At 68.0% G+C, this 13076-nt stretch carries 9 protein-coding genes and 1 pseudogene; 9 read left to right on the forward strand and 1 reads right to left on the reverse strand.

Annotated features, from left to right (window positions below; genetic code table 11):
- Positions 1–10: 10 nt before the first annotated feature.
- The 9 genes and pseudogenes from SY91_RS18815 to SY91_RS18855 all read left to right on the forward strand — a co-directional run bounded on the left by SY91_RS18815 (position 11) and on the right by SY91_RS18855 (position 11345).
- A complete protein-coding gene (locus SY91_RS18815; protein ID WP_023476518.1) occupies positions 11–3550 on the forward strand; it encodes an ATP-binding cassette domain-containing protein in 3540 nt (1179 codons plus the stop codon).
- A gap of 507 nt (positions 3551–4057) precedes the next feature.
- A complete protein-coding gene (gene glnH / locus SY91_RS18820) occupies positions 4058–4810 on the forward strand; it encodes a glutamine ABC transporter substrate-binding protein GlnH (protein ID WP_012338385.1) in 753 nt (250 codons plus the stop codon).
- A 15-nt stretch (positions 4811–4825) separates the two neighbouring features.
- Complete coding sequence (gene glnP / locus SY91_RS18825; protein WP_011547981.1) at positions 4826–5533, forward strand: glutamine ABC transporter permease GlnP; 708 nt, start codon at positions 4826–4828, stop codon at positions 5531–5533.
- Positions 5530–6258, forward strand: a complete 729-nt coding sequence (gene glnQ, locus SY91_RS18830) for a glutamine ABC transporter ATP-binding protein GlnQ (protein ID WP_006486238.1) — start codon at positions 5530–5532, stop codon at positions 6256–6258. Before glnP ends, glnQ begins: the two co-directional genes overlap by 4 nt.
- A gap of 20 nt (positions 6259–6278) precedes the next feature.
- Positions 6279–7328, forward strand: coding sequence for a C45 family autoproteolytic acyltransferase/hydolase (locus SY91_RS18835; protein ID WP_023476517.1), 1050 nt, complete (start codon positions 6279–6281; stop codon positions 7326–7328).
- Between the two features lie 15 nt (positions 7329–7343).
- Positions 7344–8678, forward strand: coding sequence for an aspartate aminotransferase family protein (locus SY91_RS18840; RefSeq protein ID WP_023476516.1), 1335 nt, complete (start codon positions 7344–7346; stop codon positions 8676–8678).
- Between the two features lie 25 nt (positions 8679–8703).
- The gene (locus SY91_RS18845) at positions 8704–9258 is read left to right on the forward strand and encodes a carboxymuconolactone decarboxylase family protein (protein ID WP_023476515.1); all 555 of its coding nucleotides are present in this window, start codon (positions 8704–8706) and stop codon (positions 9256–9258) included.
- A gap of 206 nt (positions 9259–9464) precedes the next feature.
- Positions 9465–10364, forward strand: a complete 900-nt coding sequence (gene lpxO, locus SY91_RS18850; protein WP_023476514.1) for a lipid A hydroxylase LpxO — start codon at positions 9465–9467, stop codon at positions 10362–10364.
- Positions 10365–10521: 157 nt separating this feature from the next.
- Positions 10522–11345 (forward strand): annotated as a pseudogene (locus SY91_RS18855) (extensin).
- A gap of 95 nt (positions 11346–11440) precedes the next feature.
- Here the strand turns inward: SY91_RS18855 and ahpF are convergent.
- Entirely contained in the window at positions 11441–13042 is a 1602-nt protein-coding gene (ahpF, locus tag SY91_RS18860) for an alkyl hydroperoxide reductase subunit F (RefSeq protein ID WP_023476512.1), read from the reverse strand.
- Between the last annotated feature and the right edge of the window lie 34 nt (positions 13043–13076).

Consider the following 13076-nt stretch of genomic DNA (forward strand, 5'->3'; position numbering starts at 1 on the left):
CGGAGGCTTCATGTATTTCGACCGACGACTATGGGCAATGATGGCGGGATTGCGCTGGCGGGTGGCGGCGGCCGTCGCGCTCGGGCTGCTCGCGATGGGTGTCGGCATCCTCCGCTTCGTATTCCTCGGCCGCGTGCTGGCGCTGGTTTTTTCCGGCGCGCCGGCGCGCGGCATCGGCGAAGCCGTCGTTGCAACGGCGGCCTGCGTGCTGCTGCGTGCATGGCTCGATCATCGCCGCACGGTGCTCGCGCAGCACACGGCCGGCCGCGTGCAGGCCACGCTGCGCGCGCGGCTGTTCGACCGGATCGCCGCGCTCGGCCCCGCATGGTTCAGCGGCGAACGCACGGGCGGCGTGATGCTGGCCGTCGTCGACGGCGTCGAGCAGTTGCAGACCTTCTTCGGCGTCTACCTGCCGCAGCTCGCGATCGCCGCGTGCGCGCCGCTGATGATCTTCGCGGTGCTCGCGTGGTGGGACGTGCCGACGGCCGCGGTCCTGCTGGTCGCGGCGCTCGTCACACTCGCGCTGCCGCAGCTCGTGCATCGTGCGGACAAGCGCGCGGCGCTCGCCCGTTCGGCTGCGTTCAAGGCGTTCGGCGAGGAGTTTCTCGACGCGGTGCAGGGCCTGCCGACGCTGAAGGCGTTCGGGCAGAGCACCGCGTTCGGCGCGAAGCTGGCCGCGAAGGCGCGCGCGCTGTCGGACAGCACGTTCTGGGTGCTCGCGCTCGGGCTGCTGACGCGGCTCTTCACGGATCTCGGCACCGGCCTCGGCGCGGCCGCGGCGATCGCGGTGGGCGCGTGGCGCGTGCGGCACGGCGACATGAGCCTCGAAGCGCTGCTGATCGTGCTGATGGCCGGCAGCGAGATCTTCCGGCCGCTGCGCGACCTGCGCGCGGTGCTGCATCAGGGGATGATCGGCCAGTCGGCGGCGAATGCGATCCATGCGCTGCTCGACGCGGGCAGCCATGCCCCTTCCGTCGACGCACCGCGCGTACCCGGCCTGCGGCCGGAGATCGCGTTCGATCGCGTCAGCTTCGCGTACCCGGGGCGCCGCGCGGATGCCCATGCGGCGTTGAGCTTCACGGTGCGCGAGGGTGAGACGGTCGCGATCGTCGGGCCGAGCGGGGCCGGCAAGTCGACCATCGTGCGCCTGCTGCTGCGCCAGCACGACGCGCAGGGCGGCGCGGTCCGGATCGGCGGCCGCGACGTGCGCACGCTCGATGCCGACCAGGTGCGCGAGATGATCGCGGTCGTCGCGCAGGATGCGACGCTGTTCGACGGCAGCGTCGCCGACAACCTGCGGCTCGGTCGCCCGGACGCGAGCGACGCGGACATGATCGCCGCCGCGCGCGCGGCCAATGCGCACGACTTCATCTCGGCGCTGCCCGACGGCTACGCGACGCGTATCGGCGAACGCGGGCTCATGCTGTCGGGCGGCCAGCGCCAGCGCATCGCGATCGCCCGCGCGCTGCTGCGCGATGCGCCGATCCTGTTGCTCGACGAGGCGCTGTCGTCGGTCGATGCGGAAAACGAAGCGCTGATCCAGCAGGCGCTCGACCGGCTCACGCGCGGGCGCACGACGCTCGTGCTCGCGCACCGGCTGTCCAGCGTGATCGGCGCCGATCGCATCCTGGTGCTCGACCAGGGGCAGGTGGTCGACGAAGGGACGCATGCGGCGCTGATCGCGCGCGACGGCCCGTATCGCCGCCTGATGGGGCCGCAACTGGAAGCGGTCGCCGAGTCCGTCGGCGCGACGGCGGCGGCGGGCACGACCGGCCGCGCGTCGTCGGGCCCGCAGGTGCGGCCGCTGAACGACGACGCGGCGACGATCGGCTGGCCGGAAACGTTGCAGACCCTGCTGCGCTTCGTGCGTCCGTGGAAGGGCAAGGTGGTGCTGACCGTGCTGTTCGGGATCGGCCGCGTGCTCGCGTTCATCGGCGTCGGCGTGCTCGGCGCGCGGGTGGTCGGCGCGGTGCCGAGCGGTCACGTCGGCACGGGGCTGGTGACCGCGCTGCTCGTGATCGCGCCGGTCGCGGCCGTGCTGCACTGGCTCGAATCGTGGCTCGCGCACGACATGGCGTACCGGCTGCTCGCGGAAATGCGCATCGCGCTGTTCGCGACGCTCGAACGGCTCGCGCCGGCCGGGCTGCTAAGCCGCCGTTCCGGCGATCTCGTGTCGCTCGCGACGCAGGACGTCGAGACCGTCGAATATTTCTATGCGCATACGCTGGCGCCCGCGTTCGTCGCGGTGCTCGTGCCGGCCGGCGTGCTGGTGCTGCTCGCGTCGGTCGCATGGCCGCTCGCGCTCGTGCTGCTGCCGTTCCTGCTGTGGGCCGGGCTCGCGCCCGTGCTGGCCCGGCGCGACGTCGACCGGCTCGGCACCGGCGCGCGCGACGCGCTCGGCCAACTCGGCGCGCATCTGACCGAAACGATCCAGGGCCTCGCGGAACTGACCGCGTTCCAGGCGATCGCGCGCCGGCGCGCGGCATTCGTGGCCGAAGTCGACGCGTATCGCCGGCAGCGCGCGAAGCTGCTCGACGATCTGTCGACGCAAAGCGCCGCGCTGGAAGTCGCCAGCGGGCTCGGCGGGCTGGCGGTCGCGGCGCTCGGCGCGTGGTTGTGCGCACGCGGCGGGTTCCCGCGCGAGTCGTTGCCGCTGCTGGTGCTGGTCGCGGTGGCCGCGTTCATGCCGGTGGCCGAAATCGGCCAGGTTGCGCGCCAGCTTGCCGACACGATCGCGTCGACGCGCCGCTTGCGCGCGCTGGAGAAGGAACCCGTGACGGTGACCGACGGCGCGCATGCGATGCCCGGCAATCCGGCGGTGCGGTTCGACGCGGCGTCGTTCACGTATCCGGGGCGCAGCGTGCCCGCGCTCGACCGCGTGAGCTTCGAGGTGCCGCCCGGCAGCACGGTCGCGCTGGTCGGCGCGTCGGGCGCCGGCAAGTCGACCGTCGCGAGCCTGCTGCTGCGTTTCTGGGACCCGCAGCAGGGCCGCGTGACGCTCGGCGGCGTCGATCTGCGCGATCTGAGGCTCGACGACCTGCGGCAGCACATCGCGCTCGTCGCGCAGGACACCTATCTGTTCAACGACACGCTCGAGGCGAACATCCGGCTCGCCGCGAACGACGCGTCCGATGCGGACGTACAGCGCGCGATCGACCACGCGGCGCTCGGCGATTTCGTCGCGCGACTGCCGGACGGGCTCGCGACGCGCGTCGGCGAGCGCGGCGTGCAGTTGTCGGGCGGCCAGCGCCAGCGTGTGGCGATCGCACGCGCGTTCCTGAAGGATGCGCCGGTGCTGATCCTCGACGAGGCGACGTCGCACCTGGACACGATCAGCGAGCAGCAGATCCGCGCGGCGCTGGAGGACCTGATGACGCAGCGCACGTCGATCATCATCGCGCACCGCCTGTCGACCGTGCGCAATGCCGACCTGATCCTCGTGATGGAGCAGGGCGCCGTGATCGAGGCCGGCCGCCACGCGGAGCTGCTGGCACGGCAGGGCGCGTATGCGCGGCTCGTGTCGCATCAGGCGAGCGGAGTCGCGGCGTGAGCGGCGCGGCATCGGTGCGCCGTCGTTCGGCGATGCCGCGCGAATTCCGCAATCTGCGTTGAGCCGCGCCGGCGGTTGCCGGCCTGGCGCCCACGGTCGTCCCGCCGAGGCGGCTGGTTGAATCGCCGGCCGTCCGCGCAAACCGATGTGCGGGCAGCGATGGCGCGGTCGTCATCCTGCCGCACGCGTTGCGCTGGACGGCCGTCGTGCCGGCCCGCGCCAGCCGCTGCAACCTTCCCTTCAGCCCTTTGCCTCGAGCCCGCCTGCACGCCCGCCCCGTGCATGTCGCCCCCCGCCGCCGCTTTCCTCCGATCTATCCGCGCCGCGCGCCGCGGGTTTGCCTCGATGCATTTATTTGTTGCGGACTTTTTTGTTGTCGTAGTATCGCCATTGACAACACTTGTTGCACTAAGGTCTAATTCAACATCGCATGTTGCGGTGCGGCTTGATGTCGTCGTTCCCCGGCCAGCCGGCCGGTTACATCGCTCAACCATGCGGAGAAATGCCATGAGTCGCCGTTCCTTCCTGAAAGCCGTCGCGGTTGCTGCCGCGCTCGGCGCCAGCCTCGCGCACGCGGACACCAAGACGCTCGTCGTCGGGACCGATACGTCGTTCATGCCGTTCGAGTTCAAGCAGGGCGACAAGTACGTCGGCTTCGATCTCGACCTGTGGGCCGAGATCGCGAAGGACCAGGGCTGGAAATACACGATCCAGCCGATGGATTTCGCGGGCCTGATCCCGGCGCTGCAGACGCAGAACATCGACGTCGCGCTGTCCGGGATGACCATCAAGGAAGAGCGCAAGAAGGCGATCGACTTCTCCGCGCCGTACTACGACAGCGGGCTCGCCGCGATGGTGCAAGCCGGCAATACGTCGATCAAGTCGATCGACGACCTGAACGGCAAGGTGATCGCCGCGAAGACGGGCACCGCGACGATCGACTGGATCAAGGCGCACCTGAAGCCGAAGGAGGTCCGTCAGTTCCCGAACATCGACCAGGCCTATCTCGCGCTGGAAGCCGGCCGCGTCGACGCGGCGATGCACGATACGCCGAACGTGCTGTTCTTCGTGAACAACGAAGGCAAGGGCAAGGTGCAGGTCGCGGGCCAGCCGGTCAGCGGCGACAAGTACGGGATCGGCTTCCCGAAGGGCAGCGCACTCGTGCCGAAGGTCAATGCGTCGCTCGTGAAGATCAAGGCCGACGGCCGCTACGCGCAGATCTACAAGAAGTGGTTCGGCGCCGAGCCGCCGAAGATGTGAGCGTGACCACGCGCCATGGCGCGGCCGGGTGGCCGCGCCGGTCTTGAATCGAACGGGGAGCGACAAGTGAATTTCGATTGGTCGGCGATCTGGGCGGCGTTGCCGGACCTGATGGACGGGGTCCGGTTGACGGTGTTCATCGCATTACTGGGGCTGGTGGGCGGTTTCATCGTCGGGATGATCGCGGGCATGTTCCGCGCATACGGACCGAAGGCGATGAACGTGCTCGCACAGGTCTATATTGAATTGATTCGCGGCACGCCGATCGTCGTGCAGGTGATGTTCCTGTATTTCGCGCTGCCGCTGCTCGCGCATATCCGCATCGACGGCCTGACGGCCGCGATCATCGCGATCACGGTGAATTCCGGCGCGTATCTCGCGGAAGTGGTGCGCGGCGCGCTGCTGTCGATCCCGAAGGGGCTGACGGAGGCGGGGCTCGCGATGGGCCTGTCGATGCCGCGCGTGCTGCTGAAGATCGTCGGGCCGCTGGCGTTCCGGCGGCTGATTCCGCCGCTCGGCAACCAGTGCATCGTGAGCCTGAAGGACACGTCGCTGTTCATCGTGATCGGCGTGGGCGAACTGACGCGCAAGGGGCAGGAAATCATCGCGGGCAATTTCCAGGCGGTCGAGATCTGGAGTGCGGTGGCCGTCATCTATCTGATACTGACCGGCGCGATGACGCTGACGCTGCGGATCGTCGAGAAGAGGATGCGTATCTTATGAGCATGATCGAATTCCAGAACGTGTCGAAGAGCTTCGGCCACGTGCCGGTGCTGAAGAACATCGACCTGAAGATCGACGCGGGCGAGGTGGTCGTCGTGGTCGGCCCGTCGGGCTCGGGCAAGTCGACGATGCTGCGCTGTATCAACGCGCTCGAGAAAATCACCGGCGGCGAGCTGCTGGTCGACGGCCAGAGCGTGCGCGGCAACGCGACGACGATCCGCAACATCCGGCTCGAAGCCGGCATGGTGTTCCAGCAGTTCAACCTGTTCCCGCAAATGACCGCGCTCGAGAACGTGATGTTCGGGCCGATCCAGGTGCGCGGCGCGTCGCGCGCCGACGCGCGCGACCAGGCGATGGCGCTGCTCGACAAGGTCGGCCTCGAATCGCGCGCGAATCATTACCCGTCGGAGCTGTCGGGCGGCCAGCAGCAGCGCGTCGCGATCGCGCGGGCGCTCGCGATCCGGCCGCGGTTGATGCTGTTCGACGAGCCGACCTCGGCGCTCGATCCGGAGCTGCGCCACGAAGTGCTGAAAGTGATGCAGGATCTCGCGACCGAAGGGATGACGATGATCGTCGTCACGCACGAGATCGGCTTCGCGAAGCGGGTCGGCACGCGGCTGCTGTTCATGGATCAGGGCGGCATTGCCGAGGACGGCCATCCGGTCGACCTGATCGACCGGCCGCCGACGCCGCGCCTGAAGGAATTCCTGAAACACGTATCCTGAACGGAACCGAAACTTCCGACATGCCGCTTTCCCTTTCTCCCGTCATCGCCGGCACGCCGTTCGACATCGGCGTGCGCCTGGGTGAGCTTGCCCGCCCGGTATTCGACGCGTACATGCAGCAGAGCAGCGCATGGCAGGCCGTGCGCCGCTGGCGCGGCGATCCGTTCGTCGCGGTGCTGCGGCAGGCCGCGCTTGCCGCGTATCCCGATCTCGTCGCGGAGCTCGACGGGATCGCGGCGGGCATCGGCTGGCCGGCCGAGGACATCTTCCTGTGGAACTGCCGCGGCGAGCTGATCCACAACGCGCCGGACGGCTGCACGACGCTCGCCGCGCGCGCTGCGAACGGCACGCGCTGGATCGCGCACAACGAGGACGGCGATCCGTACCTGCGCGAACGGTGCCTGCTCGTCGACGTGCAGCCGGCGGGCAAGCCGGGTTTCATCAGTTTCTACTACCCGGGATCGCTGCCGGGCCATACCTTTGCCGCGAACCGCGCGGGTATCGCGCAGGCGATCAACAACCTGCGAATCCGCACGCCGGCGCCGGGCGTGCCGCGCATGATCCTCGCGCGCGCCGTGCTCGACGCGACGTCGCTCGATGCGGCCGCCGACGTGCTGCGATCGCATGGGCGTGCGAGCGGTTTTCATCACACGCTCGGTGCGACCGGCGATGCGCGCTTGATGAGCATCGAGGCGAGCGTCGCGCGCTGCTCGATCGTCGACGTCGCGCACCTCAGTGGGCACGCGAATCATCTCGTGCATGCCGGCTGCGACGCGGAAGCGCAGATCGTCACGCAGTCGTCGGCCGACCGCCAGCGTCGCGTCGATGCGCTGACGCCCGGCATCGACAGGATCGACGCAGCCGCGCTGTTGCGCGTGCTTGGCGATCGCGCGCCGGAAGGGCTGCCGATCTATCGCGACGATCCGGCCGATCCCGACGACGAGAATACGCTGGCGACCGCGGTGTTCGAGATTCGTGACACCGCGATCGACTTCACCGTTCATCAACACGGCACGCAGCGCTTCGCGACGCGCATCGTGCCGTCCGGACGCGCACACCGCGCATCCTGATCCATGAGGCCACGCATGACGACCGTTTTCCATCGCGCCCCGCGCGCCACCTTGCCCGTTGCCGTCGCAGGCGACGGCATCGAGATCATCGATTCGACCGGCAAACGCTATATCGACGCGTGCGGCGGCGCGGCCGTATCGTGTCTCGGCCACAGCAACCAGCGCGTGATCGATGCGATCAAGCGACAGGCGCAGCAATTGCCTTACGCGCATACGTCGTTCTTCACGACGGAAGTGGCCGAGGCACTGGCCGACCGGCTCGTCGACGCCGCGCCGGCCGGGCTCGACCACGTGTATTTCGTATCGGGCGGCTCCGAGGCGATCGAAGCCGCGCTGAAGCTCGCGCGCCAGTATTTCGTCGAGAAGGGCGAGCCGCAGCGCCGTCATTTCATCGCCCGGCGCCAGAGCTATCACGGCAACACGCTCGGCGCGCTCGCGATCGGCGGCAACGCCTGGCGGCGCGAGCCGTTCCTGCCGCTGCTGATCGAAGCGCACCACGTGAGCCCGTGCTATGCGTACCGCGACCAGCAGGCGGGCGAAACCGACGAAGCGTACGCGCAGCGCCTCGCGGATGAGCTCGAACGGAAGATCGTCGAGCTCGGCGCGGAAAACGTCGCGGCGTTCGTCGCGGAAACGGTAGTGGGCGCGACGGCCGGCGCGGTGCCGCCGGTGCGCACGTACCTGAAGAAGATCCGCGCGGTGTGCGACAAGTACGGCGTGCTGCTGATCCTCGACGAGATCATGTCGGGGATGGGGCGCACGGGCTACCTGTATGCATGCGACGAAGACGACGTCGCGCCCGATCTGCTGACGATCGCGAAAGGGCTCGGCGCGGGCTACCAGCCGATCGGGGCGACGCTGGTGAGCGACCGCATCTATCGAACGATCGTCGACGGCTCGGGCTTCTTCCAGCACGGCCACACCTACCTCGGCCATGCGACCGCCTGCGCGGCCGCGCTCGAAGTGCAGCGCGTGATCGCCGAAGACAAGCTGCTCGACAACGTGAAGGCGCGCGGCGAACAACTGCGTGCGTCGTTGCGCGAGCATTACGGCACGCATCCGCATGTCGGCGACGTGCGCGGCCGCGGGCTGTTCGTCGGCGTCGAACTCGTGCGCGATCGCGACACCAAGGCGACCTTCGACCCCGCGTTGAAGCTGCATGCGGCGGTCAAGCGCGAAGCGATGCAGAGAGGGTTGATGGTGTATCCGATGGGTGGCACGATCGACGGCGTGCACGGTGATCACATCCTGATTGCGCCGCCGTTCGTGTGTACCGCGCAGCAGATCGACACGATCGTCGAGCGGCTGTCCGGCGCGGTCGGCGCGGCGCTCGCGTCGGCCGGCGCATGAACCCCGATCTCACCGAATCCTCGCCATGACAGACAGACTGCCACCCTTCGATCCCGCATCGGCCACCGACGAACAGAAGGCCGTGCTCGCCGACATTCTCAGTGGCCCGCGCGGCAACCTGAACGGGCCGTTCCTCGGCTGGATCGCCAGCCCCGAGCTGGCCCAGCACGCGCAGAAGCTCGGCGCGTTCTGCCGCTATCGCACCGGGCTGCCGCTGCGCCTGTCGGAGCTCGCGATTCTCGTGACGGCCGCGCGCTGGCGCTCGCAGGCCGAGTGGCACATCCATCATCCGATCGCGCTCGAGGCCGGCGTGCCGGCCGCGACGGCCGACGCGATCCGCCGCGGCGTCGCGCCCGCATTCGAATCGGACGACGATGCGCTGATCCATGCGTTCGCCACCGAGCTGTACGACACGCGCCGCGTGAGCGATGCGACGTTCGCGCGTGCACAGGCGCGCTTCGGCCACGAGACCGTCGTGAATCTCGTCGCGCTGCTCGGCTATTACGCGCTCGTGGCGATGACGCTCAACACGTTCGATATGCGCGCAGACGGACAAACTGATTTGCCGTTTCCGGAATAATCGCCGCCGGCGCGTGCGTCGGCGGCATGCCGCACGCACGTCGGATCGCTCGAAAAGCCCGTATACACGGGCTTTTTTGCATTTCGGCACGGATCGCCCCCCGTCTCGCCACATCGTGACGACGCCTGCCGCACGACCTGCGCGTCGATGCAGGAAATTTTCCCAGTCTCTAGAATTTCCTCAAAAGAACCACGGGGGAAATATCGATGCGCTGGGTCCTGTTGATCGTGTTCATTGCGTGTGTCGTGTACACGCATCGGCGCGGCAAGGTTCGGCACCGGTTGTTCAGGCAACTATCCGACCACTCGACCTTTACCGCACCGCTGAACTGCTTTTCGTATGCGTTCTCGTCGGTGCCGACCACGCCGTTTCTCGACACGGCTCACTTTCCGGAGCTCGCGGTGCTGCAGCGCGAATGGCGCACGTTCCGCCGCGAAGCGCTTGCGTTGCGCGATGCGAGCCGGATCAAGGCGTCGGGCGAGTACAACGACATCGGCTTCAATTCGTTCTTTCGCCACGGCTGGAAGCGTTTCTACCTGAAGTGGTACGACGCGCCGCATCCGTCCGCGCAGGCGTTGTGTCCGCGCTCGGTCGAGATCCTGTCGCGGATTCCGTCGATCAAGGCGGCGATGTTCGCGCAGTTGCCGCCGGGCGGGACGCTCGGGCTGCATCGCGATCCGTATGCGGGCTCGCTGCGCTACCACCTCGGGCTCGACACGCCGAACGACGACGGGTGCCGGATCGTCGTCGACGGCGAGTCGTACGCATGGCGCGACGGCGAGGCCGTGATGTTCGACGAGACGTACCTGCACTGGGCCGAAAACCGCACCGCGCACGATCGCGTGATCCTGTTCTGCGACATCGATCGCCCGATGAAATATCGCTGGGCGCAGCGTGTCAACGATGCGTTCGGACAACTGCTGATGCGCGCGGCCGCGTCGCCGAACGAAACGGGCGATCGCACGGGCGGGCTCAATCGTGCGTTCCGGTACCTGTATGCGATTCGCCGCGCGGGCAAGCGCTTGAAGGCGTGGAATCGCACCGTGTACTACATCGTCAAGTGGCTGCTGTTCGGCGGGATTGCGGTCGCGATCTTCTGCATCTGACGGGCGCGGGCGGGCGGTTTTTTCCGTCTGACGATAGTACGGCGCGGCGCCGATGGCCGTGCGCCGTCATCAATGCAACCAAATGTATTCGTACGAGATCAACGCGCATTGGCCGCGTATGATGGCTTGTTCACGTCGATATGATCGGTGAGCAAGCATGACGAGTACCCGTAAAACCATCATGATCGCCGGCGGGCTGCTGGTAGCTGCGGCCGGCACCGCGTACGTGATGCTGCTGCGCGCGGACCACCGTGCGATCGAAGACGCCGGCATCGGCGATTCGGCCGCGCCCGTTGCCGCGGCGCCTGCAGGCAACGATCACGCGGTACAGGGTGCGATCGCGCCGCCGGCACCGGCCGCCGCGACGGCGCCGAAGCAGGCGGCTGCCGCGCCGCCTCCCGCACCAACCGCATCCACGTCCGCGCCGGTCGCACCCGCGCGCGTCGACGCCGCGCCTGCACCGGTGCCGGTCGTCAGCGACAAGCCGCAACCGGTGACGAAACCGGCCGCACCGCCGCCGAAGGTCAACGTCGTGACGGTGAACCCGGAGGATTCGACCCCGCCGGCGCCGGCCCCGGCCCAGACTGCGACTGTTCAACCCCCCAATCGGTCCAACCCGCTCGGTCGGCTGCGCCCGCACAGAGCACGCAGCGAGCACAGGTCACGCAACGCGCGCCGCGCAAGCGCGACGGCCTCGAACGTCACGCCGCCGCCGCGCCGCCGGCCGCGATGAAATCCGAAACGCCGGAGACGGCCGCGCTCGTCAGGGAATCGGCGAAGCTCGACCCGTCGTTGCCGCCGCCGTCGATGTCGTCGATCTCCTCGATGCCGGCGAGCACCGGTTCGTACCGGCAGGGCGGTTCGTCGTCCGGCGCGAATCCGGTGGCGGCCGCGATGACCGAGCAACTGGTCAGGCAGTCGAGCAGTTTCAAGTCGACGGCGCCCGTGCCGGCGGACGGCGGCACGACCGCGACCAAGTAACCGCGAATGTATTCGGCATAAAAAGGGCCCCGCACGCCGACCAAAGCATGCGGGGCCAAGAGAGACAAACTATGATGCCGGTGCGTTGACGTCCGTCAGGCGGCGACCGCTTCTTCGGCCTGCGGCTGCGCAGTGGCCGCCGGCGCCGCCACGTCCTGCCGGATCAGATAATCGAACGCGCCGAGCGACGCCTTCGCCCCTTCGCCGACCGCGATCACGATCTGCTTGAACGGCACCGTCGTTACGTCGCCGGCCGCGAACACGCCCGGCACCGACGTTGCGCCGCGTGCATCGACGACGATCTCGCCGTGCTTCGACAGTTCGACCGTGCCTTTCAGCCATTCGGTGTTCGGCACGAGGCCGATCTGCACGAACACGCCTTCGAGGTCGACGCGCTTCGTTTCGCCGGAACGCAGATCCTTGTAGACGAGCCCGTTCAGCTTGCTGCCGTCGCCGGTCAGTTCGGTCGTCTGCGCCTGCGTGACGATCGTCACGTTCGGCAGGCTGCGCAGCTTGCGTTGCAGCACTTCGTCCGCGCGCAGTTGCGCGCCGTATTCGATCAGCGTGACTTCCTTCACGATGCCGGCGAGGTCGATCGCGGCCTCGACGCCCGAGTTGCCGCCGCCGACCACCGCGACACGCTTGCCCTTGAACAGCGGGCCGTCGCAGTGCGGGCAGTACGCGACGCCGCGGTTGCGGTATTCGCGCTCGCCCGGCACGTTGATTTCGCGCCAGCGTGCACCGGTCGCGAGGACGATCGTCTTCGCCTTCAGCACCGCGCCGTTCGCGAGGCGGATCTGGTGCACGTCGCCCGGAATCAGCGCGTCGGCGCGCTGCACGTCCATGATGTCGACGTCGTACTGCTTCACGTGCTGCTCGAGTGCGGTCGCGAACTTCGGCCCTTCGGTTTCCTGAACCGACACGAAGTTCTCGATCGCCATCGTGTCCAGCACCTGGCCGCCGAAACGCTCGGCCACGACACCCGTCGCGATGCCCTTGCGTGCCGAGTAGATCGCGGCAGCCGCGCCCGCCGGGCCGCCGCCGACGATCAGCGTGTCGAACACCGGCTTGTTTTCGAGCGACTTCGCCGCGCGTTCGCCGGCGCCCGTATCGAGCTTTGCGAGGATTTCCTTCACGCTGCTGCGGCCCTGGCCGAACGATGCGCCGTTCAGGAACATCGTCGGCACGGCCATGATCTGGCGCGACTCGACTTCATCCTGAAACAGCGCGCCGTCGATCGCGACGTGGCGGATGCGCGGGTTGATCAGCGACATCACGTTCAGCGCCTGCACGACTTCCGGGCAGTTCTGGCACGACAGCGAGAAAAACGTTTCGAATGCGTAGTCGCCGTCGAGTGCGCGAATCTGTTCGATCACGTCGTGGTCGAGCTTGATCGGATGGCCGCCCGTCTGCAGCAGCGCGAGCACGAGCGACGTGAATTCATGGCCCATCGGGATGCCGGCGAAGCGGATGCCGGCCGGCTTGCCGGGCTCGCCGATCGAGAACGACGGCTTGCGCTCGGCGTCGTCGCGGCGTTCGGTTACGGTCACGCGATCCGTCAGCGACGCAATCTCGTTCAGCAGCGCCAGCAGTTCCTGCGATTTCGCGCTGTCGTCGAGCGAGGCGACGAGTTCGATCGGGCGCGTGATCTTTTCGAGGTACGCTTTGAGTTGGTTCTTGAGATTGGCGTCGAGCATGGCGTTTCGGATTCCGTATTGATGATGCTGGTCG

Origin of the sequence: Burkholderia cenocepacia, assembly GCF_014211915.1 — a bacterium.
Classification (GTDB): Bacteria; Pseudomonadota; Gammaproteobacteria; order Burkholderiales; family Burkholderiaceae; genus Burkholderia; species Burkholderia orbicola.